The 26,952-nt window shown below is 47.1% G+C and carries 39 protein-coding genes and 1 tRNA gene; all 40 read right to left on the bottom strand.

What is annotated here, in order from left to right; genetic code table 11:
• Position 1 precedes the first annotated feature (1 nt).
• Positions 2-1,423 (bottom strand): hypothetical protein, encoded by a 1,422-nt coding sequence (locus tag IM509_RS05470; protein WP_287716596.1) that lies wholly within the window; start codon positions 1,421-1,423, stop codon positions 2-4.
• On the bottom strand, positions 1,423-1,935 hold the full coding sequence (locus IM509_RS05465; protein ID WP_287716594.1) for a hypothetical protein: 513 nt from the start codon (positions 1,933-1,935) through the stop codon (positions 1,423-1,425). The genes IM509_RS05470 and IM509_RS05465 overlap by 1 nt, the downstream gene beginning before the upstream one ends.
• A gap of 5 nt (positions 1,936-1,940) precedes the next feature.
• The gene (locus IM509_RS05460) at positions 1,941-2,753 is read right to left on the bottom strand and encodes a hypothetical protein (RefSeq protein WP_287716592.1); all 813 of its coding nucleotides are present in this window, start codon (positions 2,751-2,753) and stop codon (positions 1,941-1,943) included.
• A 5-nt stretch (positions 2,754-2,758) separates the two neighbouring features.
• Complete coding sequence (locus IM509_RS05455; RefSeq protein WP_287716590.1) at positions 2,759-3,829, bottom strand: hypothetical protein; 1,071 nt, start codon at positions 3,827-3,829, stop codon at positions 2,759-2,761.
• Positions 3,829-4,023, bottom strand: a complete 195-nt coding sequence (locus IM509_RS05450; protein ID WP_287716588.1) for a hypothetical protein — start codon at positions 4,021-4,023, stop codon at positions 3,829-3,831. The genes IM509_RS05455 and IM509_RS05450 overlap by 1 nt, the downstream gene beginning before the upstream one ends.
• 186 nt (positions 4,024-4,209) lie before the next feature.
• On the bottom strand, positions 4,210-4,455 hold the full coding sequence (locus tag IM509_RS05445; protein WP_287716587.1) for a hypothetical protein: 246 nt from the start codon (positions 4,453-4,455) through the stop codon (positions 4,210-4,212).
• Between the two features lie 2 nt (positions 4,456-4,457).
• Positions 4,458-5,096: a hypothetical protein gene (locus IM509_RS05440; protein ID WP_287716586.1), complete on the bottom strand. Its 639-nt coding sequence runs from the start codon at positions 5,094-5,096 to the stop codon at positions 4,458-4,460.
• A 13-nt stretch (positions 5,097-5,109) separates the two neighbouring features.
• Positions 5,110-5,451: a hypothetical protein gene (locus IM509_RS05435; protein WP_287716585.1), complete on the bottom strand. Its 342-nt coding sequence runs from the start codon at positions 5,449-5,451 to the stop codon at positions 5,110-5,112.
• Positions 5,448-5,963 (bottom strand): hypothetical protein, encoded by a 516-nt coding sequence (locus IM509_RS05430; protein ID WP_287716584.1) that lies wholly within the window; start codon positions 5,961-5,963, stop codon positions 5,448-5,450. The genes IM509_RS05435 and IM509_RS05430 overlap by 4 nt, the downstream gene beginning before the upstream one ends.
• Before the next feature lie 26 nt (positions 5,964-5,989).
• Entirely contained in the window at positions 5,990-6,304 is a 315-nt protein-coding gene (locus tag IM509_RS05425; RefSeq protein WP_287716583.1) for a hypothetical protein, read from the bottom strand.
• On the bottom strand, positions 6,301-7,689 hold the full coding sequence (locus tag IM509_RS05420) for a hypothetical protein (protein WP_287716581.1): 1,389 nt from the start codon (positions 7,687-7,689) through the stop codon (positions 6,301-6,303). The genes IM509_RS05425 and IM509_RS05420 overlap by 4 nt, the downstream gene beginning before the upstream one ends.
• 2 nt (positions 7,690-7,691) lie before the next feature.
• On the bottom strand, positions 7,692-9,161 hold the full coding sequence (locus IM509_RS05415) for a hypothetical protein (protein ID WP_287716580.1): 1,470 nt from the start codon (positions 9,159-9,161) through the stop codon (positions 7,692-7,694).
• A 47-nt stretch (positions 9,162-9,208) separates the two neighbouring features.
• On the bottom strand, positions 9,209-9,922 hold the full coding sequence (locus IM509_RS05410; RefSeq protein WP_287716579.1) for a phage adaptor protein: 714 nt from the start codon (positions 9,920-9,922) through the stop codon (positions 9,209-9,211).
• A gap of 56 nt (positions 9,923-9,978) precedes the next feature.
• Positions 9,979-10,431: a hypothetical protein gene (locus IM509_RS05405; RefSeq protein ID WP_287716577.1), complete on the bottom strand. Its 453-nt coding sequence runs from the start codon at positions 10,429-10,431 to the stop codon at positions 9,979-9,981.
• Positions 10,432-10,445: 14 nt separating this feature from the next.
• Positions 10,446-10,868, bottom strand: coding sequence for an endonuclease VII domain-containing protein (locus IM509_RS05400; protein ID WP_287716575.1), 423 nt, complete (start codon positions 10,866-10,868; stop codon positions 10,446-10,448).
• A gap of 29 nt (positions 10,869-10,897) precedes the next feature.
• Positions 10,898-11,650 carry a phage major capsid protein gene (locus IM509_RS05395; protein WP_287716574.1) on the bottom strand — a complete coding sequence of 251 codons (753 nt, stop codon included), beginning with the start codon at positions 11,648-11,650 and terminating at the stop codon, positions 10,898-10,900.
• Positions 11,651-11,854: 204 nt separating this feature from the next.
• Positions 11,855-12,352: a hypothetical protein gene (locus IM509_RS05390; protein ID WP_287716573.1), complete on the bottom strand. Its 498-nt coding sequence runs from the start codon at positions 12,350-12,352 to the stop codon at positions 11,855-11,857.
• Between the two features lie 85 nt (positions 12,353-12,437).
• Positions 12,438-12,599, bottom strand: coding sequence for a hypothetical protein (locus IM509_RS05385; RefSeq protein WP_287716571.1), 162 nt, complete (start codon positions 12,597-12,599; stop codon positions 12,438-12,440).
• Positions 12,600-12,648: 49 nt separating this feature from the next.
• Positions 12,649-13,347 (bottom strand): hypothetical protein, encoded by a 699-nt coding sequence (locus tag IM509_RS05380; RefSeq protein ID WP_287716569.1) that lies wholly within the window; start codon positions 13,345-13,347, stop codon positions 12,649-12,651.
• A gap of 165 nt (positions 13,348-13,512) precedes the next feature.
• Positions 13,513-13,644: a hypothetical protein gene (locus IM509_RS05375; protein WP_287716567.1), complete on the bottom strand. Its 132-nt coding sequence runs from the start codon at positions 13,642-13,644 to the stop codon at positions 13,513-13,515.
• 170 nt (positions 13,645-13,814) lie between these two features.
• Complete coding sequence (locus IM509_RS05370) at positions 13,815-14,657, bottom strand: hypothetical protein (RefSeq protein WP_287716566.1); 843 nt, start codon at positions 14,655-14,657, stop codon at positions 13,815-13,817.
• Positions 14,658-14,695: 38 nt separating this feature from the next.
• On the bottom strand, positions 14,696-15,778 hold the full coding sequence (locus IM509_RS05365; RefSeq protein WP_287716565.1) for a hypothetical protein: 1,083 nt from the start codon (positions 15,776-15,778) through the stop codon (positions 14,696-14,698).
• A 10-nt stretch (positions 15,779-15,788) separates the two neighbouring features.
• Positions 15,789-15,995, bottom strand: coding sequence for a hypothetical protein (locus tag IM509_RS05360; protein ID WP_287716564.1), 207 nt, complete (start codon positions 15,993-15,995; stop codon positions 15,789-15,791).
• The gene (locus tag IM509_RS05355) at positions 15,995-18,115 is read right to left on the bottom strand and encodes a portal protein (protein WP_287716563.1); all 2,121 of its coding nucleotides are present in this window, start codon (positions 18,113-18,115) and stop codon (positions 15,995-15,997) included. The genes IM509_RS05360 and IM509_RS05355 overlap by 1 nt, the downstream gene beginning before the upstream one ends.
• Before the next feature lie 8 nt (positions 18,116-18,123).
• Positions 18,124-19,605, bottom strand: a complete 1,482-nt coding sequence (locus tag IM509_RS05350) for a terminase large subunit domain-containing protein (RefSeq protein WP_287716561.1) — start codon at positions 19,603-19,605, stop codon at positions 18,124-18,126.
• Positions 19,559-19,990 (bottom strand): hypothetical protein, encoded by a 432-nt coding sequence (locus IM509_RS05345; RefSeq protein ID WP_287716559.1) that lies wholly within the window; start codon positions 19,988-19,990, stop codon positions 19,559-19,561. The genes IM509_RS05350 and IM509_RS05345 overlap by 47 nt, the downstream gene beginning before the upstream one ends.
• A gap of 2 nt (positions 19,991-19,992) precedes the next feature.
• The gene (locus IM509_RS24030; protein WP_353847196.1) at positions 19,993-20,133 is read right to left on the bottom strand and encodes an HNH endonuclease; all 141 of its coding nucleotides are present in this window, start codon (positions 20,131-20,133) and stop codon (positions 19,993-19,995) included.
• Positions 20,134-20,237: 104 nt separating this feature from the next.
• Positions 20,238-20,882 (bottom strand): hypothetical protein, encoded by a 645-nt coding sequence (locus IM509_RS05340; RefSeq protein WP_287716557.1) that lies wholly within the window; start codon positions 20,880-20,882, stop codon positions 20,238-20,240.
• Between the two features lie 33 nt (positions 20,883-20,915).
• Positions 20,916-21,308 (bottom strand): hypothetical protein, encoded by a 393-nt coding sequence (locus tag IM509_RS05335; protein ID WP_287716555.1) that lies wholly within the window; start codon positions 21,306-21,308, stop codon positions 20,916-20,918.
• Between the two features lie 234 nt (positions 21,309-21,542).
• A complete protein-coding gene (locus IM509_RS05330; protein ID WP_287716554.1) occupies positions 21,543-22,235 on the bottom strand; it encodes a hypothetical protein in 693 nt (230 codons plus the stop codon).
• Between the two features lie 32 nt (positions 22,236-22,267).
• Positions 22,268-22,438 (bottom strand): hypothetical protein, encoded by a 171-nt coding sequence (locus tag IM509_RS05325; protein WP_287716552.1) that lies wholly within the window; start codon positions 22,436-22,438, stop codon positions 22,268-22,270.
• A complete protein-coding gene (locus IM509_RS05320; protein WP_287716549.1) occupies positions 22,435-23,862 on the bottom strand; it encodes a Kelch repeat-containing protein in 1,428 nt (475 codons plus the stop codon). Before IM509_RS05320 ends, IM509_RS05325 begins: the two co-directional genes overlap by 4 nt.
• Before the next feature lies 1 nt (position 23,863).
• Positions 23,864-24,310: a hypothetical protein gene (locus tag IM509_RS05315; RefSeq protein WP_287716547.1), complete on the bottom strand. Its 447-nt coding sequence runs from the start codon at positions 24,308-24,310 to the stop codon at positions 23,864-23,866.
• On the bottom strand, positions 24,310-24,711 hold the full coding sequence (locus tag IM509_RS05310; protein WP_287716545.1) for a hypothetical protein: 402 nt from the start codon (positions 24,709-24,711) through the stop codon (positions 24,310-24,312). Before IM509_RS05310 ends, IM509_RS05315 begins: the two co-directional genes overlap by 1 nt.
• A gap of 15 nt (positions 24,712-24,726) precedes the next feature.
• Positions 24,727-25,065 carry a hypothetical protein gene (locus tag IM509_RS05305; RefSeq protein ID WP_287716544.1) on the bottom strand — a complete coding sequence of 113 codons (339 nt, stop codon included), beginning with the start codon at positions 25,063-25,065 and terminating at the stop codon, positions 24,727-24,729.
• Between the two features lie 133 nt (positions 25,066-25,198).
• The gene (locus IM509_RS24025; protein WP_353847195.1) at positions 25,199-25,459 is read right to left on the bottom strand and encodes a DUF6321 domain-containing protein; all 261 of its coding nucleotides are present in this window, start codon (positions 25,457-25,459) and stop codon (positions 25,199-25,201) included.
• 114 nt (positions 25,460-25,573) lie between these two features.
• Positions 25,574-25,651 (bottom strand) — tRNA-Asn (locus IM509_RS05300).
• Positions 25,652-25,655: 4 nt separating this feature from the next.
• Positions 25,656-25,931 carry a hypothetical protein gene (locus tag IM509_RS05295; RefSeq protein ID WP_287716541.1) on the bottom strand — a complete coding sequence of 92 codons (276 nt, stop codon included), beginning with the start codon at positions 25,929-25,931 and terminating at the stop codon, positions 25,656-25,658.
• Positions 25,924-26,097: a hypothetical protein gene (locus tag IM509_RS05290; RefSeq protein WP_287716540.1), complete on the bottom strand. Its 174-nt coding sequence runs from the start codon at positions 26,095-26,097 to the stop codon at positions 25,924-25,926. Before IM509_RS05290 ends, IM509_RS05295 begins: the two co-directional genes overlap by 8 nt.
• Positions 26,098-26,112: 15 nt before the next feature.
• On the bottom strand, positions 26,113-26,355 hold the full coding sequence (locus IM509_RS05285) for a hypothetical protein (protein WP_287716537.1): 243 nt from the start codon (positions 26,353-26,355) through the stop codon (positions 26,113-26,115).
• Between the last annotated feature and the right edge of the window lie 597 nt (positions 26,356-26,952).

Genomic DNA, 26,952 nt, shown 5'->3' with positions numbered 1-26,952 from the left:
TTCATTCCTCTTGAATTAGAACATATAGTTCTTTTCCGGTTTCATCTTCGTACACAGCATAAGTTTGATCTTGCAGTTCTTGTACACCCACAAAGTTGAAGAGCTTTCCTTCTGTGGTGAAGCTTTCCGGGGGGTCTTCTCCCGGATTAAGGCTTGGTACAGCACCAAAGGAGGGGTTAACATGTAAGTTAGATTCACCAGCCATTATAGAATCAAAGTCAGCTCCTAGACGTTGCGAGGCATCTGATGTAACCTCTTCTTCCACCACATCGGGGACAGACATTTCTTGTGGAGTTGACGTGTCAACCAGTCCCAACTCTTCTGCTGAGTATGCGTAGATATTGCCGAACTCATCTTCAAATGAGTATCCGTCAGCGCCCTCTTCTCCCGTAAAGACTAAGACTGAGTCACCCATCTGAATTTTATTTGGTACAGCGATCTGTGAAGTAATGGGTGGGTCGTTGGGTTCAATTGGAGTTGTAGTAACCCCCATCTCTTCGATTGGAGTTGTAGTGATCTCTGTTTCTGCAACAGGAAGATATTTAGCAATATTCGGTATGCGTTGGATGTCGTCAGGTCCAAATGTTGACAGCAATTCAGCAGCGGCGTTCCGTCTTGCTGCATCAGTTACTTCTTGGGTACGTTCAATACCCTCCCTCAAACCAGATTGTACTTGCTCTTCAACACTAGAGTTAAACAAATCCATGTACGACTTAACAGTGGAGGGGCTGAGAGGTTTTGCAGTTGCAGCCGATGTCGCTAAACCACCCACTTCAGCCTGCGCAGCAGCCTCTCTCCTAGAAATTTCCTCAAGGTCAACAGTAAGACCAGTGTCTCCAAGGGGTCTGGTAGAACCAGCATCAATCATAGCATTCAGTTCAGAGGCCGAGTATCCTCCTGCTACCTCTGTATTGCCAAGACGTTCGTTTGCTCGTTCCATAGCATTGTAACCAAAACCAGAGGCTACGAATGCAGAAAATGGATCACCTCCCTCCGACTTGGTAGATTGCAGGTTGGAGGGATACAGACCAACTGCTCTTTCCAAAAATACACTAAGTGGTTCATCGCTGGGTTTAATATCGTTGGAGAACTTATAAACATTCTTCCAGAAATCTTCATCAACTTTTACTCCATTAGCAACAGAGTCAGCATAGAGTTGGTAGGCTTGATTAAGGGTTTCAGGTCCTTCGTTAACTAATCCCCTTAACACATCGTCGGGCATGTTTGCTTGAACTTTAAGATTATTTGCCACAGAAGTAACTTGTCTGAGGGTGTCACGCCTAGCTTGCAGGGCTTTTACACCTGTCGTACCTGCACGTTCCATTTGTCTTGCAAAGTAGTCGTTGGCTGCATCTTTTCTCTTAGTGACACCCTCACCGAGAGCGTCAAAAAAGCCAGTGGCAAAATACTCAAAACCGGACATCAGACTTTCCTACTAATAAGTCCCTTTTTAGCTTTAGAAGCAGGGAGTTGTATTTGCACGTCGTTAGTGACGGCTTCTTTGACATTTGATTTTAATTCAGTGGCAACATCAGATGTGTACCTATCATCATCAAGCACAATTTGAAGGTCTCTAATCATCTTTTGTTTTTGTTTTTCAGACTTAGTTTCTCCCTGAAACTCCCTCACTGTCACCCCAGCAGCAGAAGCCATAGACAGAAAATATTCATGAAGGACGGGGCCAATTAAAAAAGATACATCGGCTGTATGCTTACCCTCCATCTCTCCGTACATAAGAATACTCTCTATAAAAAGATCAAGAGGAAAATCCTGATCCAAAATAAATAAAGCATCTTCTAGTGTTTCGTCGTCTTCAAACTTGTCCATGTAGAATTCAAGGGCTTCTTGTACAGTTGGAAACTGAGGGGGTTGCTCCCAAGGAGCATTGCCCGGCTCTCTCGTAAGAGACTCTCCGGGGATTGGTGCATTAAACATCAAAATTAACCCTCCCTATACCCACGACTAAAATTACTTACATAATCCTCAGCCTTCATATACCCGTCAGACCTACCTTTAGATTTACTAGCAGGTTGTCCGGTAAACCACACAGAAGCTGCGTCTTCTGCACTTCCATACTTATCAAAGGATTTAGTCATTTGGTCTAAGAAGATTGTATCTTGAATGACCTTGCTAGACATAAACTCATCTTCGGACACGACACGACCGAGGGCTGCTTTGGACCACTGGGGAAGGTTGCCGGGCATGACTTGATATGCGCCCATCGCACGTTGACCCTTGTATTGCCCAGATTCAACCACCGGCCCTCTGGCTGAGTAATTCCCACCACCACTCTCGATCTTCTTGATCGCCCTAGACAGGGCAAGCAAGTCAAGTCCATCACGTTTATAGGGTGAGGTGTCTGCGTACAACTCATCATCGGCAGGAGAACGCCCTGTGCCTTGCACAGGCATTGATTTTTCCTCTGACAATTCCCCCCTAGTTGTAGGGACTTCGGCAGGAGCTTTTGTCCTATATAGCATAGGAGGTTGTTCTGTAACCTCATCCTTTTCCTTGGCTTTTGCTAAGGATTTGGCTGTCCTCTCTTCAAACTGCATACGAGCATTTCTAATTTGTCTAAGTGTGCTCTCGATAAATGCGTTTGGATCGTTCTTTTGAGCCTGGACAGTGTTGGCTGGCTGAAACACGGTAGGACGACTAATAAGACTTTTCGGGGCCTCAATTTCAGGGGCTGTTTCCGTGGGGTCTTGCAGGAGTCGTTTGCGAAAATTCTCTAAAGACTTAGTGTAAGACATAATAATTACCCAAACAATTTTCCTACAAATTTACCTACTGCGCCAAACAACCCCTTTCTCCTTTCTTCTTTTCTGGCTCTACCAGCCTCGGCAGCAGTCATGTTAGCAAGCGTTAGCTCCAATGCCCTATTTTCTTTATTCTGTTGAGCAGTGAATGCGTAGCTAATTTTATCTCTGCGTTCTTGAGCGTTGTTATTGTATTCAGCCAAAGTCATGTTAGCGACAAGCTGTGCCCTAAGTCTGTTTGCCTCGTTAGCCTCAGCGTTCTCGGTGGTAGTGATTGATCTACGCCATGCAGCATTACTTTGGTCAATAACTAACCTGTTATTAGCGTTAAACTGTTGACGTTGATCCTCCATCTGAGCCTTAAACCTAGACGTAGCGTTCTCTTCGCCAGCATTGAACTGAGTCATAGCATTAGACTGAGCTTTATTGAATTGCTCTGTCTGGGACTTGAGATTAGTGTTAAACTGCTTAACTTGATTTTCATTTAAGGCGTTAAACTGTTTAGTAGCATTATCCATTGCTACATCAGTAAATAGGCTGTTTATCCGTGCTTCATTTTTCTGAAGATCAACTTGCAAGAAGGCATTGGCATCTTGTTGAGCAATGGGCAAAGCAGCCTCTAGAGCGGCCTGTGTGCGGGCAGCAGCGGCTATGGAGCTAGAGCCTAGGCCCCTTGCAGCAGCGGCATCCTCGGCACTCCTAAGAGCACCAGCAGCCCATGCAGGGGTCTTGCCGCCAACAAAACCAGCTTGGAGATTTTCCATCTGCCCTTGCACAGTTGCATTTTTACTTAACCCAACTTTATCAAGAACCCCCTCAATCTTGTCGCCAGTCTTAGTTGCCTCAACTGTACTGGTTGTGATTTCCGACGGAGTCTCTGCTTTTTGAGCAACTCCCGTGGTTGTGGAAACATTAGGGGTTGGCTGAGTTAACTGCCCGCTGTTGGGGTCAATCACACCATTATTTATCTGCTCTTGAGTAGCTTTTGTTACAGAGACTTGGGGTGCAGTTGGGGCGGGGATGGGATTTGGTGTGTTGTAAGTGTTTACCAATTCTTGAAATGTTGCCATTATTTAGGTCCACTTACTTTATCTATAATGTACAAGAGTTCCCCAACAGTTTGTATTGTTTGTGGGTGGTCTGTGCGAGAAAGTTTAACTAGGGAAGCTTTTTCTTGAATAGCTTTTAGGGACTCAATCTCGGAAATACCCGTTGTCGCGCAGCCAGCCAGAAATAAAATCAGGGGAAGACTTAATAGTTTCATTTGCTTTTTTTACCTTAGCTCTGGTGACTTCTTGTTTCTTTTGTTCTTGTTTGATTTGGACAAGCTCTTGTTGGGTGTTACCCAAGTTCAGTACGTAAAAGAAGGACCCTACAGCGATTAAGGCAATTATAACCCACTTAGATATTCCCAGACCCTTAAACCACGTCAAGAACATAAAAACACCTTTTACTTTTTAGCAATACTGGCAAGCACTGTTTCTCGGTTATACACCTGACCAGCTTTGATACCGATAGCAGCTAAACCACCGTTAATCAACGCCCAAGCAGGAATGTCCCCTACAAGACGAACAAAGATGTTAAGGAGCCAACTGAGGGATGGGAACTCAGGTAAGATTGCAAGAGCGAGACCTGCGACCAGCGGAATAAAACCCGCCCACCAAGTAAGGCTGTTAAGTTGAATATATCTGTTCATGACTACACCCTGCGTGTGCTAAAAATACTTTTTAATTTGTCCAGAAAAGAATTAGCAGATTGTGTTACAACCGAAAAATCTTTGTCAGATTCTTGCTCTGTCAAAGCCCTCTCAAACGTGCGGGCATACCCTGCAATCTGTTCAGCTTTATCTGTGCCGTTAACAACCCGACGCATGTTGACATAGTCGGGATAGTCTGAAAGTTTCTTTCCAGTGAACCATCCCTCAGTACATCCAACCACCAATATCTTTGCGGCAAGGGCTGCGTTCAACGCACGGTCTGGATAACCGATCAAGTCGCTTTCCAATTCCAGCGATGCCCTAGCATAGTTTTTTCGTCCGGTAATTTGCACATAACCACGGCCACGATACAGATATCCATCCCCAGACCTTGTGTTTCCAAGTTCTCGTCCAAGCTTTGTACCCGGCTCATATTTATCAAAATAACGGCGAGAACCTCGTTCTACAATTGGTTGCATTGTGAATGCAGTTTCGTGCCATGCTGTCGCCAAAAGATAGGCTCGGTGTTTTACGTCCAGCCCCTGTGTAGCAGCAAGCAAAGCATCTAAACCCCCCACTTGTCCGGGGGTTAATTTGCCACCTGCAAGATTTTCTCGTACTGTATCAAAGAAAGTTTTCAATTACAACCTCGACTTACTTAAGATCATTACGTTTTTCCAACAGAGTGACGACCCTATTGAGTTGCTCTTGGATATACTTCAGACGTTCATCATTCCTGCCAGTAACAACATCTTGTTTAGAGATACGGTCTTCTGCTACAGTGATACGAGCCTCTAACACAGATTTTGTTTCCATAAGCTTAGACTCCAACTGTCTCTCAAGATATTCGAGTCGTTTGTCAGCGTCTATGTTTCGTTCGATAATTGCGTTGAGCTTAAAATTGATAGTTGTCCAACCAGCCACCATTGCAAAGAGAATACCTGCAACGGTAATAAATTCCCCAAAGCTCACCGCGACACCAAAAATATTCATCATTCTCTTTCCTTTATATATTTTTGGATTGCGCGAGGCATGACATAAGTTGTGAGGGCAATTATCATAAAAATTAATATAGGCAAGGATGCTTTATAGTCCAGCACTAAGATGACGCCGTCCTTACCTGCCAAGACACTACTATCTGACAAATAGACAACTCCATTCTTTATGACACCAATCTCCGAGAGGGAGATGAAGGGAACAGCAGCCCCAGAACTAAAAAACATTGTGTCGTACATACTGTCTGCGCCATTCCACTTTTGTATGTAATACTCAATGACAACAGCGTAAATTCCACACAAGGTTAACCACATAGGTATCTTGTATGGCATTTCTCCCCAAGTGGCTGCCCATACTAAGCAGGTGGCCCACACAACAACGGCCCCTAAAGCAACGTGACTTAGTTGATTTGTGCCACCACCGTAGGGATCGTTGTAATAGTTCGAGGAGCTATTCACTTCTCCCCAAAACAATAACGAAGCTTTCCAGCATTCCTTGAAGTAGTTAATCATTTTTAAGAACTCCAAGGGAGTTAATTTTAAGCAGCAAAGAACGATTGGCGGAATGGTAGCCAGACAGCCATAAACGCCTGATAGTTTGACAGAGTGATGACTAGCTCGCTGCCATTATCAAAATAGAATCGTGTGGGGACAAAAGAAGCACCCTGAATTTGAATGGACAGAAACACTGCCATCAAACCATTCTGATCTGCCGCCGTTGCACTGCACATCACCCCACCAAACTCTACGCCGACAAGTTTGGGGTCGGGAGTCTTGGGGGCTAAGAAAATAGGTGGCGCATTTTCGTCAAGAATAGTCACTTCTCCGGTTTGTGCATCTATTTGAGTAATCATCTGTACCTCACGTTGATACTACCTAGGTCAAAAGTAGATACATTTGTAGTAGTGATTCTAAACCTGTCCAGCCTAGTTGTACTGAGATATTTACGACCAGAACCAAATGACATCGCCCCGCCGTGTTTCGTACCTATAAAAGTGTATTGCCACAGTAAGGGGGAAGACCCTCGCACAAGTCGCATAGTCCCAGTAACTACGTTATTAGGGCCATTCAGCTCAATTGAAAATCCGGAGAAGGAGTTAGAAGAAGATATAGTAACTTTATCAAGGTTTTCCAAGATGCAACTGTTATACGAGTATTCAGTAGTATCAAGCGAACCAACACCAAAAGCCCCTAGTTGAATCAATATATTGCCGATTATAGACCCGGTGAGAGAGACAAAATTAAACATGATTTCAATTTCTGTCACTAAATCAGGGATGTTAGTTATATCAAATGCACTACCAGATGTAGTGGCAAACTCACCAACCTCTGTCCAACCCGCTACACCAAGGTTAATTCTCGCTTGCGCGGCTGTAGAAGCCCCTGTGCCACCGTCTGCGATAGCTAAGTCGGTTATGCCAGAAATTGTACCGCCAGTAATCCCAACCGTGTTTTGGTTTTGAGTAGCCATTGTACCAAGGCCAAGGTTGGTCCGCGCTGTTGCAGCGTCAGAAGCACCAGTGCCACCATCTACAATGGCTAGGTCAGTGATGCCACTAATTGTACCTCCGTTAACCACGGGAGAGGTGAGGGTCTTGTTTGTGAGGGTGGCGGTGTTAGACCGCTCCGCAAACACATGGGCTGTAGTGGCAATCTGAGTGGTGTTCGTAGCTGCTGCGGCTGTAGGTGCAGTGGGAGTGCCCGTGAGAGCCGGAGACCCAGCAAATACACTAGCCCCAGTACCAGTTTCATCAGTCAGAGCTGCGGCTAACTGAGCAGAGGTCATTGTGACAGTGTTAGACCCGAGGTCGATAGTTTTACCAGTCAGGGTTTGTGTATTAGACGCAGTGGTAATTGCAGTCCCGCCGATAGTGCCTGTCGCAGCAGAAATAGAACCTGTAACAGATAAGTTCCCACCAACTGTCAAGGCCCCGGAAGCAGAGAGGGCTGCAACAGAAACAGTGCCGCTAAAATACCCATCCTTAAATCTAAAAGAAGACGAGCCAAGGTCATAGGTTGCTGTGATTTTTGGTCTAATCAAAAGGGGATCAAAGAGATAATCTTGACCTGCACCAGTCACAGTGATTGGCACACCTTCGCCAGTTGTGCCGTCATGTTTATGACCAGTCGTTGCGTTGAATGCAAGCTGTACTTGATCTAGCTCGGCTTTGACATCACTGGCGTTGCCGACCCCGCCATTAACGATATTGGCGTCTCGTTGCCTCACATATCCGGTCATTATTATTTCCTGTCGTTTTGTTTATACTCTAGCACTGCGGTATCTAGGGAAAAAGATGGAAGAGTACTAGACTCTGAATAAGAGAGGGCGATTGTAAAAGAACTTCCTACAATTTGATTTTCATACGTATCGCGTATAACACCACCCCAGATAAATGACCCCCAAGTGATAGCCCCCCAGATGGCGGAGCCACTTGTGTTATTCTGGATAGCAATAGTCTGGGGTTGGATACTATCGGGTGCATCAAAATCAAGAATGACACGCAAGTTAATATCGACTTCACCTTCACTTTTTAAGTAGAGTGTATGTTTGTAATAAGTCTTACGTGCCTGCGGGTCAGTTATCGGCATGAACGGAGTAGTGAATAGGCAACTTATAGCAGCGCCGTCAAAACTAAAGCCTTCTTCTGCTTGGTACACGTAGCCGTCTTCATTCAGAAAGAGGATAATCTCTGAGGAACCAAACTGTCTACTGTCTACAGAAAAGATTTTTATACCCTTTACTTGTCCCCAAGCAATACCAGACGGCTGCTGGTCTTCAAAACGAGTGCCCAGATAACCTACAGAATTTTCCCTTGTTGTAGCTAGATCGTATCTAAAAATGCGATACTGAGCCTTTTTACGGATGGTAAACGAAGAGTAGGAACTGCCCCCAACAAAAGTTGTAGTAATGTCCCTCTGGATAGACTCCGATGCACGGGCCAGCCCAAAATCGTCATTACGTTCTGTACCACTTAAGTATCTAATGCCGTCTGGGCCAAGATAAAGAATATCTCCACCTACCTCTTGAATAGTGTCTCCGTCAACACAACCAGTTTTCAGGGTGATCGTCCTGAGTACAAAATCAGAGGGACTGGAACCAACCAGTCGTTTGATCTTATCGTTACAAAAGATAATCAACTCATCCCGAAATACAATTAGCCCAGAGATTACATCTCCAACATTAATTACCCCAGCCCCATTGCCCGGCGTGTAGTCGGTCTCAGCAAACGGTGCTGTGTACACTAAGGTAGGGCCTTTAGCAAAGAACAACCTGTTCTTGTGTTCCACCACTCGGGAAGCTCCTAAGACATCAGAGGGAGCAGCGACATCTTGTACAATAGTGTCAGTTAAGCTCTCGTAGAACACAGGTCTGTGCAGACTGTCCACCATACAAACTTTAGGTGTACCGTTGAAGTTAAACAGAGTGTGTCGAATCTTTTGGCCAGACGTACTGGCAAGATCAAGTTTCTGTACCCAGTTAGCTTTTGCTAAGGACACATAATATTTCCCACCACGGACTGCGATGACATCATCGGCACTGGCAATAATTACGCCCTGTACATTTGTTGATCCCGGTACAACATCATTCACCCACCTATTGTAGCCTAAGATTTTTTTGTAACCACCTTCGATAGAAGGCTCGAAGTTGACAAGTTGAGAGGCACTCCCTGGGAAATGAATACCCTGTCGCAGGGGGCTACCATCGGTCATTAACCCGCCCCTAAATTCGATTGGAAAAGTCTCCCAAAAAGTCCTCATCACCAATAACCTCTACCAAGTCTTCCTTGAGAATCTCTTACTGTACTACGAACATACTCATAACGATTTTGGTAAAGCTTACGGAGGTCTTTCGTCCGTTGTTTAAATTTATCCCAAATTGCAGCAGCACCCTCTGGGTCTCCCCTGAAGATGAAGCAATCGTGCATAGCACCATCGACAATCATATGTCTGTATTGTTCTGGCAGAAGAGGTACATCATTGTACAACTCTAATTCTACCGGAAGCTTGTAATATTCGTATACAAGCTCATAATCTGTCTTAGGCGGGGGGTAAACTCCATAACCAACTGTCGGTGTTCTAAAAACAAAGCGGGGGATGTTTGCATAATCTCCGGGATTAAAATCCGCGTCTGCATACTTATCCAAATATTCTTCGTAATCCATTTGTACCAGACGTGTCGTCTGTACATTTTTACTTAAGTCACCCTTAAGCCGAAAGCTATCAAAATTGATGCTCTTAGTGTCAGTGGGTGATGTGTACCTAGCTTGATTGACAACTAGAGTGTCTGTCCTGACAACATTTGTAAACGGCCACTCAAAAGCATCTTGGTGAATTTCATTAAGAGCAGAGTTAATACCACTCTTGGCTTGCGAGTAGAAGCCAGTGGCGCTGGCAAAATTAGTCTGAGTTAGAGGCACTTCATTAAGACGCCCACAAATATCATTAACTAAACTTAGAAAGTTGTAGCTCATTCTGAACACCTCATGAGGAAAAGGGGAGAGGACACTTAAGCCCTCTCCCAGTAGTCTTAGCCGAGAGTCGTGTCACGCTGTGCAGATACAGTACGAGTGGGCTTAAGCCCCTCAACCACAACCCAGAATGCACGAACCACGCCGTCAGTACGAACAGCAGTAGCACCCAGCACGTTCAGGGTGGAGGCAGCGGTTACGATAACAGGGTTAATCGCAGCCCCGGCAGTTACCGTACCAACAGCCGCCGTAGAGGCAAGAGTGGCTGATACAGTGGTGGAACCAACACGGGCAACAAGAGTGCCCGTACCAGTACCTACAACGAGTTGCTCAAGGCCCCCTGCAAGAACAATAGTCCCGGCAGGTACGTCAGCGAGAACGACGTCGTCAGTGGCAGTACCCATCACTACATCAGTAGCGAGGTTCAGTTCAACATCGAGGATGCGAACTTCAGCAATGGGCGAAGCACCAAGACGAGCAACCCCCTTACGAGGGAATTGAAGAGTAGGCATATTTTATTCTCCTATTATGACTTAGTCAGATAGATTTTAATTTTGTCAAGTAAGTCAAGGTTATCCTTAAACATACCAAGACCTATATTACAAGGCCAACAAAGCAGTCCGCGAACTTTGCCTGTATTATGGCAGTGGTCTACAACAAACTTGCTCTTGTCTTCACCACTTCCACTGGACCCACAGATTGAACATTTGTTACCTTGTTCAATCAACATTTGATTGTAGTCTTCAATAGATAAGCCATACTTACGTGCTAGATGGTTCTTATTTTTCCAAATAGCATTGCAAGTTTTGCATCTAGGCAAAGATATATAGCCTGCATATCCCCTTGGGTTTTTATGTACTGGGGAAGCTTCTGGTGGATACTCTACCCCGCAATCAACACAATTTTTTAGTTTATTCATTGGATGATCGTGGGGCAGAATACTTGACATATTTACTAACCTATTGATTTTGTTATAAGTTACCCTGCAATGTTGTATTTTGCGGTCACGATAGCTTCTGGACGCAGAAGTTTGCGACCGTAGAGTTGCATCCCACGAACAACGTCAGCAAAGCTGTCCACGTCACGGTACTTTTCAGTCTTGCTAATCTGCTCCGCAGTGGCAACAGCCGAAGTGTGGCCTGCAACAACAACACCAAAGTTAGTGTTCTGGTTAGCCGTACCAGTCGTCTCCGGCCCCGTACCAATCTTGGGCAGGTTGTTGGAAACGTATACAGTGAACCCGTGCAGACGCTTGGTCACAAGGCCGTTACGGAGGCCACCAGACTCGCCAAAGTCTTCATTCATCAGACGAGAATCTTCGTCCTTCAGAATTTCCATCAGAACCGGGTCGATAACCAGCCAACGACCGTCTTGGTCTACGTTCTGACGGTCCATGAGACGAGCCATACGAGCAAACATAGTCAGCGGCGAGATGGTCGAAGTGGAGAGAGTCGTAGCACCGGGCAGACGAGCTGCCAGAGGAATCGAGTGGTCGGCAGACCCGGCAGTAGTAATGCTGGCAAAGTCACCCTTCTTCAGGATGTTGGAGGCCAGAAGTTCCGAAGCCGTTGCAGTAGCAATTGCACGAGTACCCGGAATGTCGGCAGCAACACGAGCGACCGAAGCAGGCTGGTGCTGGGCGGCTTGCTTATAACCCGAGATATAACCCAGAACTTCTTGGTCGAAGTTATCCTTCATGCGGTAGGCAGCACGGTTAGTAGCTGCGTCCATCCAACCAGTGTGCGAGTGAGCCTCTTCGATGTCGTCCAGTTTGCATTATATTCGAGTAAGGTCGTTAGGCTTACCCCGTTCTCTTATGAACTGCTGCATGTTTCCATGCAGAGTAGACTATATCATCACCCTCTTCTTAGAGGGGCTGAGCGCTTCCGCCCACTTGGGCGTACTCCCTTACGGGATAGTCGTTGAACCTTCCCCTTACGGGGCTTGGCTGCTGATTGCCTTGTGAATAGATTTAATCCAAAACTCAAACTCGTCCTCTGTTCTATCAGACTTCATCTGATTTACAGCCCAACACACCAATCGCACATTATCTAAAGTATAGCCTTTAGAAGAATCTATACGATCAACAGAGCACTTAAAAGGGTTGGCTTTCTTTCTCGACTGACTCTTAAAATCCATTAACAACCCAGTTACTGCACATTGCATATTTTGGACTTGCATAAGATTTAATAAATCTTCAGTTGTTAGAGAAAACTCAAAACCTTTTTTCAAAGCTCTGGTCTTACAATTGTGTATAGTTTGAGATACAAAACCTGTTTCTGTACTACGATAAGCCTGTTGGTCAAAGTAGTATTTATCTTTGTTTTGTTTTCTGTATTTTCTCGTCTGTTCAAGGTTACATTCCCGACAAATAAAAGACAAACCGTCTTTATGGCTTTTTTGTCTTGTTAAAGTCTTCGAGGGATTTGTCACACTTACAGCGAGAGCATCTTTTCATTTAGGGTTTCCAGCAATTCACACAGTTTAAGCGAGGGGATTACTCCCCAAGGCGTCCAAATTAGTTAAACGCAAAGTAGTTGGCTTGGTCGATGGTCAGGGTGAAGTCTTCATCGAGCAGGTCTTGCGCGACAATCTGCTGCCCACGAGCATACGGAGCAACCGAGACTTCAGGCTCTTTCATGATGCGAACCGAGTCACCGAAGTTGGAGATTTCGCCCATGTCAGGGCGATTTTATACGAGAGCATTTAACTCTCGTCTCTACGTATTTCTACGTAGCTAAGACTATATCATCACCCACAGCATTATCTGTTGGGGTGCTCAGCGCTCTTGTGATACGTTTACTTGGAAGTTTATACTCCATAAAAGGTATAATGTAAGGACTAATTAGTTCCTCTAATTTCCTACCTTCTGTGGTGTTAAAGATTAAATACCAAAGCTTAGTTTTCCTGTGTAACTTTTTAATTCCACAGACCCCCCATCTTTCTTTAAAGTAAAGTAAGATAAGGTCGGCTTGTTGCTCTGAACAATATGTTGATAGCACCATCTGACAAGAACTTACACTACCGTCTTTCCTAAAAGAGGGTTTTATGCCCCCATCATCCATGTACCAAAGGGCAATGGCTTGCGGATTAAGGTAATCTAATACCCGTCTGGTCAAAAACTTTTTATTATTGTTAGAGTATAGGTATTTATGCAGTAACCTAAAACTTTTGTGACACCTCGAAAATCTGACGCTACCTAAGTTCATAGCAGACTTTCCATAAGATAAGTTCGGAAGCTTTCCGCCCATGATCTTGTGGAAAAGGTCTCGCTTAAAAATTAAGTATTCTTCTTGTTTGATAGAGTGGTTAATGACATACTCGTAGTATGTACTCTTCTCCCCATCCCCACTTACATGGTGTTTTGTCTTAAGACAACCATCACCTATAAGCATACCCAAAAGAAGGGCGCGATCATTTTTATTCATTGTGTCTCCTTACCGGCATTAAGTCGGTGTCATTGAGTTTGTATCTTAGTCGTTGGACCGTCGCCTTGCGGCGCTTGGCTGCTGATTGCCCTCAACTAAATGGTAGGGTTTTCCAGCAATTCACTGAGTTTTCGATGAAGATTACTCTTCAAAGGACCACATGGTTTAGTCGGAGTTGGTGATAGCGTCTACAACCGACAGTTTGCGGAAAGCCAGTTGGGCTTTCTTGGAAAAGATTACGGGAGAGAAGTTACCAAGGGGCAGGTTGCCATAACCTGCGGCGGTAGGAAATGCCATTTTATGTATCCTATATGTGAATGTTAAGAGTAGTAACGCACATTACACACAGAGGCCATTATATCTGGGTGGGACGTGTTGTCCGGCCATATTTCATGGGTAGGTCTGTTCGTAGTTGTTTGTTTGTTTGTGAGGTAGGGGTGGCCTAAGCGGCCCTACACTCCCCGAGTTTAGCGAGCTTTCCGAGAGATGTCGTAGTGGAAACGGCCTTCTCGCTGAGCCTTCTCGATTTCTTCAGATTTTTGACTGAACTCCTTGTCAGACATTTTACTAATCTGAGACTCCGAATACCAAGAATCCTTTTCATTTTCTTGGGGTGTCACCCGCGCTCGGGTGTTGACAGAGAGGGCAGCATTTTTATCTGGGGAAATCTTCTTGATTCCTTTATCCAGCTTATAGAGGTCGATAGACCTCGCCACCGTCTTTGCATCTGCGTTGTCGTACAGAGAGTCTTGAATCCACTTTGGTTGGGTCTCTGCCCAAGTGTGGAACTCCTCTGATTGACTAATTTCCTTGAAATCCGGGTGAATCTTCAGAATAGCTGTTTCAGCTTTTTCAAGATCAATTTGATCCCGCATTTCTTCAATTTGACTCAGACGTGCTTCGAGGTCACTGTCTCGCTCTTTGGCCTTCTTGTCTGCCAGAGTTTCTACAATGGCTGCCACGTCAGGGAACCGACTTACCCAGTCTGCCACCTCTTCCTCAGTCTTGGGGAGAGAGGGGTTTTGAGCAATAGAATTTTTTAGGCTCTCAATTTCATCTCTAAGAGCTTTTTCCGTCTTCTGTTGATGGCGACGTAAATCGCTGTATCGCTTCTGATACGTCTTTTCTTCAGGAGAAAGGTTTTCCTCAGTTTCAGGAACTGTTGGCTCGCTCACTTCAGGCTGTACAGGATTTTCTTCCTGTTGATTAGTCTCAAGTTTCATAAGCTCTTCGAGTTCTTTTTCCGCTTGGTCAATTCGACGGTTGTTACGCTTGACAAGGGAAGAGGAAATTTCTTTTACTTCAGTCATTGTTTTTCCTTAACAGGGCCAGTGTATCTGGGTGGCCGTTATTTACGAGTGATTAGTCCGCCTTTAGCCATGTACGTAGGCATACGAACTTCGTCAGGACGAGTGATAAGTCCGCCAGCAGCAAAACGAGAGCTACCGGATTTACCTTTAGAATCGCTAGACTTGCCTTTAGGGTTATTAGATTTATCTTTCGTGCTCTCAGATTTAGCTGGGGTTTTATCTCTTTGAGCCGCCTCGCGTTGAGCACTTGCATTACTTTGAGAAGTATTTCCCGATTTTGTGTTTTGTCTTGTTTGAGCGGTGGTTGTGGTAGTGGGAGATTTATCTCTTTGACCCACCCCTAATGCCTGTTTCACACGACCTGCAAATCGCTCAATTCGTTCAAGCGGTTTTTCTTCTCGACGATTGGCCTGTTCAGCGTAGTGCTGAGTGACCTGTTGTCTGGCACCGCTTAGTCTAGCCCTTTGTTCGGGAGTTAAGGCGTTACCTTGCAAGTCCTTGCCTTCGGACAACATACGGTCCATAAGACTGGGGACGTTCTTCTTCATGTAATTTTCTTGTGCCCGTACAGCAACTGCCCCAAGGCCCATAGGTACAAAAGAAGAAACAGCAGCTTTAGCAACCTTTTCAGGCATGCCGCCGAGACGGCTGGCATAATCTACAAACTTGTCGGGAGTCCACCTATCGACACGCATGTTCTGGTTTTTGTCTGGCACTTTATCTTTTTGGCTGTAGTTAGACATGGGCTGGAAGGCTTCAGTAGTTTGTTCATCAATCGGAATGTAAATGATGTTACCAAACTGATCCCTAGACTGCTTCATACCTTGGGGAGTCACAAGACCGCCAGCAGCCATCATGGGTGCGGGAGACTCTTCAGGTGGCAGGGGTTGCACCTCTTGTTGGACAGGCTCCTTTGGGAGTTGCCCACCGATGCGACCATTCTCTTGAAGCTGCATGAGACCGTCTTTAGCCTTACCAATCATCTTCTCAATGTAGTCGAGGCCAAGGTAACGAACAACATCAGCCGGAATGATGTACTCGCCCTCTGATGCCTTAATGTCTTGTGTATCTGCCACTTCGTTAGGAAGTGCTCCCGGAGGTGGTGTGATTTCTGGGTCCATTTCCATTTCCTTATTTATCCGAAGCTAATACCTCATCTCGGAGGCTTTTGAGACGACGATAGGCTTTAATCATTCCCTGCTCCCTGTAAATCTGTACAGGGTCAGTGACATCTTCAAGCTGTTTGCTCTCACGGTCAATCCTAAAATCCAGATATTCCATGAGAGCATTATATTTTTGAGTGTCCAGCACCAGAGGCTTAAGCGATGATAAGTTCATTAAACTTGTCCCGTATTGGCGCTAAATCCAGACGTTCCGGGAGCAGGCACTGAGCCTGTACCGATAGAGCCTCCACCAGCCCCCGTGGGGTCGCTAGCTTGTGCTCCGGGTGGTAGGGTAGCCGACATGCCTTGTGGGCCTGTAGGTGGCCCCCCAGCGCCTGTAGGCTCATTGCCCATCATACCCTTGAGCATCTCTGCTTGAATGCCTGCATCAGCCAGACTATTAACAATCTTGTCTGGGTCAAGGTCGAGGGTTTTTGCAATGTCCCTTACAATGACATCCATCTTAGCAAATGGAGCAAGCATCGGGTTAGCAACAACACCAAGGAACTGAAGCAGACGTTGACTCCTGACTTCATTAGCCATCAAGCTTTCAGTGCCACGAGCTACAACCTTAAGATCACCCTTGATAGAGGGATCAAAGTCAAACTGCATGTTGAAGGCAAACAAGGCTTTACCGAGGGGTGCAAGGAGGTAGTCATCAATATTCTTAACAACAGTCTTGATACCGCTAGCAGCAGCATTCATAAACATAGAAATACCCGACGCAGTACGACCAATACCGTTGATGTTTGTCTGACCGTAACTGTACGAGGGAAGTCCTGTACTTTCATCTGCCAAGACACGGGCCTTGTCAAACAGCATCATATTCTGTTGCGATACGTTGGGGAACTCTGTACCAAAGATTGACTGTCCCGGAGCACCACCCTGACGTTTGAACACTTTACCCGGATAGATTTTAAGGTCTTGTCCCGGACTTAGGTTGTTTTCGTCAATCTCAAAGATCAAGTTACCAGAAAGAACAGCGTTATCGACAGCCATCCGCATAAAGCCATTCATAAGAATCTGTGTATCTTCCATGTTCTCTGCAATACCGACCCCAAAGAAGCTGTACGGATTAATTTCGTACGGGACAGCTTGGTAGGGAATGCGGGTTGGTTTGAACGGGTTCATGACACAGCGGATAACTTGTCCGTTGCACACCCAGATATTGACATTAAGTTGATCGTAGTCTTTAAGGCTTCGAGGAACTTCAATTCCGTTCTCTCGTAGCATCTTTGCGTCTACATACCCCCAAAACTCTAGGGCTTCAAACCTTTCAACTGTGCTGCTAGAGGACTCATCCTCCATCACCATCTCCCACCATTCACGCTGGTAGTCGGGGCCAAACTCGCAAGCTTTATCAATTACAGTGGGTCTGAAGAAGGGACGATTCTTAAGCTGTTTTAGGTCTTGTTTTGAAAGCTTGTGTCGCTGGATAGCATATTCACTCTCTTCCATATTTGCAGCATCTGGGTCTGGATAGAAATTCCAGACAGACACATACTCCACTACGGGGACAGTCTTAATCTCAGGATCATATTCTCCTGTATCCGACCACCGTGGGTATTCTTTCTCGACAGCAAACGGACCCTTCATAATGCCAGTGCCGAACAGAGCCATCTCAAAAGCTACAGAACGTAGGTGTTGATTGGCTGAACTCTCTTCTAACTGATCCTGAATCTTCTTTTCCATGCGCTTTGCAGCAAGCATGGCAGGTTCAATTGTAATTGCACTAGGGGTACGCCCCCGTCCTTCAACAAGCTTGTCTTCCAAAGGCTTCAGCTTTTCAGCCATAGCACCTGTACGAGCTATGTTAAATTGAGTGGCTCCGGGCGGCAAGGGAGGGCCGTCTCGTGTACCAAACAAGGGGGCTTGATTCACATAAGCCTTGGTCTCAGGAGAGTCAAAAGCTGGATCAAAACTCACTGCTTCCGCAATACCCTCGGGCAGACGGGAAGGCTCAATTGTCAACGGAAACTTATTGTTCCCAAAAAGGACATCGACAATCTGACCGTACGCAGCAAGAACTTTTGTCTTAGTCACTTTGACAAAGATGCGAGACTTTTCAGAGTCAGTGAAAACCGTATCAGCGCCGTACAAACCACGATAATTCCGGTACGACGTAATAAAACGTTGTTCATCCGTATATTTCTTAGTTTTAGCTCGGCTGTACCTTTGCCTGACAAAAGAAACTATCGGAGAAACTTTCTGTTCCTCTGATACGTTCTTGTCTACATCATCAAGAGCTTCTACTTGATCGGAGAGCACTTCAAACGGAGTTTCATCTTGATTCATTGTTCACCTTAATACCCAAAGATTCTACTTGATGGGTTAAATTCATCCCCACTAACTTCGGGATTAAAATCGAAAAGAGAAGATCGAGGTCTGCTACGCAAGCCATAACGAAGGGCATCGTACAAGTGATCGTGTGCGTAGTTTGTATCTACATCCTCTGGATTACTCTTATCTAGAGGAATAGCAGGAAGTTGTGCAATCAAGTTAACACAAGTGTCAAAGATTTGCATACGAGGTTCACCCGTAAATTCGTCCACCTGTAGCCGTCTGTGTATCTCATTCTTACCTGCTACACGGCTGCCTTTGCTGCGGTCAGCAGGTCTCCAACGGCATCCCCGACCAATCATCTGGTCTGCCAGAGAAGGGCCTGTATCACCTCGCTGGTGCCACAGGGAGCTGTCTAGCATCCCGTAACGGACTAAGCCATCGTATCTTTCTGCATCTAAAATCATATCCGCCAGATCAATAGCCAGCACTTTGGATACGTACAATTCTCTGTACACGATGATTTTGTCTGTCTTAGGTTCTATTGCAAACCATAGAACACCAGAATAACTTCCGTATCCGTAGTCGCAAGCCCTGAATTTAATCCAGTGATTTGGTACATCGAAAGGTTCAATGACATGAATCTTCCGATTCCACTCGGTGAAAGCACTGCCCTCTGCCACATCCCAATCACCGTACAGCAATTGCTTGCGTTGATGTTCTGGCATAGACAAAAGGGTTCTGCGATATTCTTTATCTCTTGTTAGATAGGGGTTATCTTTCAAAGCAGCAGGAATAAACCTACGTCTAAAGAGAGGACGACCGTAATCTTCGCTCTCTTCATCGTCGTCGATCATTACCTCGCCTGTCTCTATATTAGTGGCCCAAAAGGCTTTACCAGCAGGAGCAGGGTCGATAAACATTTTCTTAACCCACATATGCCCCGGTCCTCCGGGGTTAGTGGAAGCCCTCATGGAGAGGGGCAGATCAGGGGCAGTCGTACGAAGACGGCTGTACATGTAATTCCACGGGTAGGCTGTGGGCCACTGGGTAAGTTCGTCAAAACCAATCCACGTAAAGGCTTGCCCTTGGTATCTTAGAACATCATCATCTCTCTCAAGATAGGACATCCAGAGTTGAGCACCGGAGGGGAATGTCCAAGTCTTGTCTCGTTCACTCCACTTACCCCTTACTGTGGGGTTGTCGTACAAGGTCTTACTCTCACGAATAAGGTCACGCAGTTCTTCTGTTGTACGACGAACAAGAAGGCCACTAAACTTTGGGTGACTGAAATATCTTACGGGGTCGGCCAGCATAGCAAAGCTCTTGCCGCCACCTGCTGCACCTCCGTAGAGGATTTGACGCTCTGAGGCAGCAAGAAATACGCTTTGAGGGCCTTCATTTGGCTTAAAGATGACCCGTTCTTCTACAACAGGCTCTACACCCTCTTCTTCACTCTCAGTTACGAGCGGGGATTGGGGAGTCTGGATCGAGGGCGTCTTCAAGGTCGAAGGTGCTTTTGCCGAGCTTGTCTTCGTGGGCCTTGGCTTTTTGGTAAGCGTCCTTATAGACTTCGGCCCACTTTTTAAGAGTTTTAGCTTTATTTCCTCGGCTTCGGTCATACTCTACTCTTTTATGCAGGCCCATGTGCGAAATTGTACGTCCAGTTACGTCAGAAAGCCAACGGGATACAATACGATAGGAATAACCTTTTTTGAGATGTTTCTTGGCTTGTTCTAGAGCCTCAAGTTGAAAGACATCAGGCTCTAGCATCTTGCTATCAGTCTCACTGACTTTATAACCAAAAGGAATAACACGAGACAGCCGAGGCACAGATTTCCAGTCTTTACCGGAGAGGTTAAGAATGTCTTTTTGTGCAGGTTGCATCATGACTATTTCCTTTTAGGCTGGCGTCTAGAGTTGATTTTTTGACTAACAACACGAAGGTTGGAAGGGCTATTATTTCTGGGGTTAAAGTTTTTGTGGTCAACGTGGAGTCCATCACCTTTCCTCACCTTTCCAGCCTTTTCCATGATACGACGAGCTTTGTTACGTGCAGCCCTGTCGGCAATACCTTCTGGCGTACCTTGCGTGGCCTTATACTCTTTTACGGTAATCTCGCTTTTGCTGAGTCACCTTACACCTCCAATCTATCTTGGTTATTGTTAGCAACTGCTTTACACACACTAATAAAAAGGGAAAGCGGCATGTCAGACCTCCAAGAATTTACGGCACGACACACAAGTTGAATATTGTCTGGGGTGTACGAGGCACCAGCCTCTATACGGTCTACAGAAGCGTTCGACCAAAATTTAGTTCCAACCTCAAGATTACAGGTTAGCGGCAGTCCACTTATAGCACAATTATAATTTTGATTTTCCAGAATCTTAAAAAGCTCTTCTCGGGTTAGGTTGTCACGCTTTCTTCCGGCAGCATAAAGAAGCCTAGATAAATAGCGAGACCAGTTACCAGAAATCCCTTCGTACTGACTTTGAGTTGTAACATTACGGGTTATATATTTGTACGCACCCTTGCAGGCTGAACAACAAAATTTTTGCTGTCTCTGTAGTAATTCAAAAGGCTTACCGCAAGAAACACAGTCTTTGTACTCTACTGGGAGTAGCTCATAAGCTAACTGTCTTGCTTTGATAGCCTCTTCCGGCGTACTAAAAAACCCCAAATGTGTCTTTTTACCCTTGTAATTGGTAAAAGCGCCCCACTTACAACCCCTCACATAAACACCCCGTGGCAGATTACTTTCTTTTTTATAATCTCTGGGCATGTTTATCTTTTTTATAATCTCGAGGCTTGGCCATCACTCTTCCTCTTCGTCTTCGTCAACCTGCTCAGACTCTTTACTTGGCAAGTAGAATATTCCGCCAGAGGTTTTCATTTCAACTTTTTCAACTTTAGCAAGACCAGCACGATCAAGAACATCTTTAGCTGTAGCCAGAAGTTCTTTGTTACCAATGGCAACAGGGTTATCCAGAATACCAACAAGTTTAATAGCAGCCTTGGGTGCATTCTGAGAGATGTATTTCTTTGTAGCTTCGATAATGTCTTCTTCAAGACGTGCAATTAATTCACTAGTCTTGTAGCTCTCGCTATATCCGGCTAGCACCTTAGCTTTGGCTGCATTGCCATCGGCAGTAGAAAAGAGAAGCTCAATAAAAAGTTTCTCTCTTTCATTTAAACTTCTCTTTTCCAATTTATTTCCTTTAGCAGCTTTTCTTGCCCTTAACCATCCCGCCCTTTGCGTAGGCAGGCGAAGCCGATGCTGGCCGTGCGCGTGCCTTGCTAGCACTAACGACGGGGCGCTTGGCCCCGAAGGTGTCGCGCTGCATCCCTTTGGAGGGCCGGGGCGGTTTCTTGCCCGCCATCTCTGCAACCTTTTTACTCATCTTCATATTATTCATGTTGTAACCCTATTAAATTATCTTTGTCACAAGCTAAGAGCCAACGCTAATTTTGATGTTTTTCGTGCATCCAACACCGCTTGTCTGAGAGTCAGGCCCGGAGCAATTTCGGAGTTAAATATAATCTCTATAGCCTCGTCAATAGGTATATTGCCAAGAGTGGTAAAGACAGTCCCAACTGAGCTACCAGAGAGGCTAATCACCCCACTGACAGCACCATTAATCGGACCTGCTGCCGAGACAAGACCTGTAGAGGAGCCGGTAAGCCCCAGTGTTCCGTTGCCGGTGCCTGAAACCCCTACTACACCCGCTGAGGTGCCAGTAAGTGAGATAGCCCCACTACCAATTCCAGCAATAATAACAGAACCAAGCGAGGTTCCGGTGAAAGCTATTGTCCCACTAGCCGTACCGGTTATTGATCCAGCCGTTGCCACAGTGCCTGTGGAAACTCCCGTGATGGGCAGGGCACCACTGGACGTTGCGGCAATTGCTACAACGCCTGTCGATGACCCAGCAAGACCAAGTGTCCCAGAGACTACCCCGGCAATTGGAGTAACACCTGTGGAAGACCCTGTAAGGGCTAATGTACCACTAGCCGTGGCAGTGATTGGGACGTTGCCAATGGCACCCGTCGCGGTGCCCGTGATGTCCAGAACGCCACTGGCGTTGCCGGTGATGCCGCCGCCCGACGGGGTATGGTTCAGTAGAAGCAGCAGCATGGTTTGACCCTATCCGGCGTGGGTTGCGGCGATCATGCCAACAGCGTTTTGAGCTGGTTCAGCGTGGTTTGCGTTTCTTCCTTTTCGGCATCGATCCCTTGAACCTGTCGGATGTCGCCCAGCGATGTCGCCGAGGTGCGCCGCAGGTCGAGCTGAACTAGGCGCGCTTCGCACATGTCGATAATCTCTCTGATCGTCATCATATCACCATTTGCCGCAGAAGAATCTGCGATGAGTTTTGAAGCATGTAGACATAGAAGATGTCGGTCGCCCCATCTTCATAGATCACGTCGAAGGCGGTATCGCCGACAATCGCCGTGCCCTGGGGGTACAGCATCGGCCCCCACGGGAACAACTCGCTGCGGGCGAAATCATAGGCAAACCAGCGCCCCGTCGCGTCCCTCTGGATGTAAAGCTGGCCGTTATGCAGCGCGTACTTGCTGCCCGTGGTGAAGGTTTCAGAGGCGGGCGCATAGGTGATCGTGGCCCAAGTATTTGCCGCGATGTCATAGCGATGCAGAGCACCCGTGGCGGCCCCCTGAAACGAGTAGATGAAGCGCCCGTTCTGGATGGCGCTTTCGGCGTTCCAGTCGGTCTCTCTGGCCGTATGCACCCAATGGGCCGACATGCCCGCCCCCGGTGCCGCCGCACGGGCGGCGACGGGGGAAAGCGTGGTCCAGGTGTTTGCCGAAATGCTGTAGCGGTACATCGTGACCGCGTTGTTGCCCAGCAGGTACAGGAAATCGTCGTTGCCCTCGATGGCATATTGCGACGTGGCATCGGGCGTGATCGTCCATGCGGCAGAGACGGTCACAGTATCGGCGGTGTTGGCGCTGATCGTGCGGATCTGGCCCGCGCCCGTGCCCGCCGTGATGCGGACCTGGCTGTTGATCCACTGCGAAGCGCCCCAGGTCTTGCCGGTCTGCACCAGCGTCGTTGTGGTGGCCGAAGTGGCCGTCCCGGTGGCGAACTGCCTGAACGCACCATCCACAATCGAAGGCGTGGCCACCAGCTTTGCGTCGGTGCCGAACGAGGCGGGCATGTTCGCCAGCGTCGTCCAGGTGTTGGTGGCATAGTCGTACTTGCGGAACGACCCTGCCGCAACCGAGCCGTTGCAGCACACATACCAGGTCGGGGTGAGCAGCCGGTAGACGGTCGAGGCCGAGAAGGCCGATGCCTGCGCCGCAACCGTGATGGTCGCGTTGGCACCGATGGTGTTGCTCACGATGTCCAGCACGGCCCCGGCATTCGGCCCTGCCATGATGTGGACCTTGTAGCCCCGCAGGTCGCGTTGCAGGTTCTGGTTCGTGATGATCGTGCTGGTGGTGCCGCCCGTGGCGGTCAGGGATGCCACAGCGGTTGCGGCCCCCACCGAAAACGCGGCGGCGACACCGCAGGCACCGGCCCCGACTGCCGCCGCAAGCCCCGCCGCAGGCAGCGCGACCCAGCCGTCTTCCGAAGGGTTGTAGATGTAGCTTTCGTTCTGACCGCGCAGGTACAGTTGCTGTTGCCGGAAGTGGCGCGAAGACGCGATGAACGATCCCGCAACCGACGCCGCCGGAGCCGGGGCGCAGAACTCCCAGCGCTTAAGGTCAAGGATTTTTCTGTTTCCATTGGTCGTGGGCATGTCATGTCACCTGAATGTTGGCGCGCAGGCCGTCCGCCTGCATGTGCAGAATTGCAGGGATGAAATCCTGCATGGCGTAGCCGCCCGCCTGGGCCTGGTTTGTCACCGACGAAACCGTGGTCAGTGTTCCCGAAGAAATCGTTGTCGATGCAAGCGCGACGTTGAGGTTCGCCGCCGTCGCCTGCCGGACCTCCATGATCGGCTGGCCCTGCGCGTTCGGCAGGGCATAACCGATGGATTTTGCAAGCCCGTTGATGGCCATGCGCATCGCTTCGACGGCTTCGATCAGTTCGCCGAGGACCTCCACCGGAAGCGGGGTTGCGGGCGATACGTCAAGGGCCACGCCGTCTGCGCCATGATTCATCTTCACGCGCTGGAAGTGACGACCCCCCACCTCATCGGTGGCAACAACCTCGGCGGTTGCGGGAAGAGTTACATCATCAGCCATCAGGCACCGCCAGCGGTCAAGGTAAACGCCGTGACAGTCACCTGCTGCCCCAAGGCAATCGACGTGTTATCCAGTGTCATATCACCGCCACCGCCTGTACCAGTCACCGTGCCTTGAATGTGGCAAGTAGCCCCTTGGTCGATACTGAAGTGGGCTGCCGTACCTGCGGCATCTGCCGAAATGTCCTGCCATGTACCAGAAATAGCTTTAGTACCACCAGACGCATCCGCAAGCCAGTTTGATGGAAGCACCAGCGTTGCCAACACGGTGCCGCTACGTGTGGCTGCACAGTTGGCAGGAACAGAGCCTGTACGGATAGTCAGAGTGGGGGCTGTACCAGCCGCCGTTTCGATTGCGTCGAGGGCTGCGTTGCGTGCAGCAGTGGAAAATTGAAAAGCCATCTATGTTTCCTGTATTTACGAGTAAGTAATGGCTGATATATTGCCACCAGAATAAGAATATGTTTTTGTCAGGGAAATCCCACCCGGAGTTGAGCCGGACAGTGTAATAGAGATCAGGTCATCGCCAGAAAAACTGAAGGTTCTTGTTATGCCATTAGCATATACAGTGGTAGTAAAATTACCACCAGAAAAAGAGAGTGTTGCGTTTTGGCCTTGTAGGTTCTTCGACACTGTTTCAAAACTTGCACCGAGTACATCATCAAGAAGAACTTGAGCGGGAGATGTCCCACGAGCTACAATGAATCTATCGCCAGCCTGCTTGGTAGTGGGAGTAATGTTACCAATCTCAACCATACCAAGTTACCTCTGCATTAAACCAAAGCGCCGCTATCCCGTAAAAATTCACTGCGGAGTCAACAACAGGCGGAGGTGGCCTATAAAGTTTTATAACTCTGTAGCCAGTGTTACGAGACTGGGCGTACAACATTTAGCAATTCCATGCTCTTAGGGAAAGGGCCTTACGAGTGGGTCTACCCTTTTCGTCCTTCATAGGACCAGCCATGCCCGTCATCCTAGCGCAGAAACTTTTCCTACGTGCGGCATCTTTCTTAGTTTTGGGATTGGGGGCAGGGGGCTTAAGGCCGGGCTTTCCCGGATTAGCTTTATTGTAGGAGGCTCTGCCCTTGGCATTGAGTCCGCCTTTTGGGTCTTTGCCCTCTTTTCGGGTCCAAGCTGCTGTCTTTGCCATAGCTACCTCGTACATGAAAATAGAAGCCGTTGCCCACTAAGGACAAGCTTTACATCCGACACGGCTATACATCGGAGCTTCACGCAGATTGCTTTTATACGCAGTGCTGCTTATTGGCTGCTTGTCTAGGACTCGAACCTAGCTCATTCTCGGTTAACAGCCGAGTGCTTTCACCAGGAAAGCTAACAAGCAATAATTATCTGTACTTACCCGAAAGCACCGCATCGCGGTATTTTGCCGTTTTCTCGGCAATCTTCTTAGGTTGTTTTACAAACTGTTTTCCTGCCTTCATCCCCCTGCGTTTAGCAGCAGAGGTGGCAGCGTATTCTTTATCCGACAGGGCTTCACGAGCTTTCTTGGGCAGGTAACGCTCTCCTGTGGCTTCGGGGCCTTGTGTAGAGGGCTTACCACTTTTGGTGCCCCATTTTTCTCGTCCCCATTTAATCAAAGAGTCTTGGGGCTTCTTAGTCACGATACCCACCCCCGGCAGCTTTATATTGTTTGGCTAACATCTGCGCTTTTCTGGCGCTCCATTGCCCCGGCCTACCACCAGCACTCCCGGCTTTAATTTTCTCAAAGAGGTTCTTTCGCATGGTGGGCTTAGTGTAGTTACCTGCTTCGTTTACCTTTGAGGCCATAATTTTTCCTGAAGACTAGTGTGCGTAGCACCACAAATCAAAACCGTCTCCACGCAAGTCAAATGAAACATCATTTGAAGCGGTCAACTCAAACTTCTTTGCCTTACGACTAAACTCGGCACGAATGGATTCCCAGTCTAAAGCTTCTTCGGCAGTCTTGACATGAGGAGACCCTTCACGATATGCACCTACCACAGGACGTGCCCATTCTGGCATCACTGCAATCCCTGCTGCGATTGCTTTGTCATCCTCTCGCATAGCAGCTACAATGTTTTTCAGGCAGATTAATTCTCATAGTAAGTCGGGCCTGTTTGACAGTAGCCCTAGTCGCTGTGATTTTCATGTCGTTACCTCAAAACTTCTAGGAGATGACCCCTATATACTTTCTTCTTATACCTATAACAGCTAAACCTTTAGGTTTCTGTTATAGGACACCTAATTATTCCTAGTATGTATAATGTTCACTAACGTTCACTATTATATACCTAGAATATTCCTAAAGAACCCTTACTTATATAAATCGAAAAAGTAGAAAAAAAGTTAGCATTTTTCATGAAAATAAATAAAAATAAATATTCTAACTTTTTGTACATTTTTGAGATAACACCCATTAAGTTTACATAATTTACAAGATTTTCCCCCTAAAATTTACAGAATTTACAAGTGTTGCCTTACAACGGAGTTGTACAGGTTTTATAGTTTACACTTGGGGCGGTAGCCCCCCTTTTTAAGGGGTTTTGCAAGCAAAACCAGTATTCGCTACGCTCATAGTACAATAAAGGAAGAAGAGTTCTTACAGCTTGCTGTACTATAGCACATTATTCGTATTATTTAGCGAAAACAAGGGCTTATGAC

Origin of the sequence: Microcystis sp. M31BS1 (genome assembly GCF_020245285.1) — a bacterium.
Classification (GTDB): domain Bacteria; phylum Cyanobacteriota; class Cyanobacteriia; order Cyanobacteriales; family Microcystaceae; genus Microcystis; species Microcystis panniformis.
The sequence above is the reverse complement of the archived record's forward strand: the minus strand, read 5'-3'. Positions and strand labels throughout refer to the sequence as shown.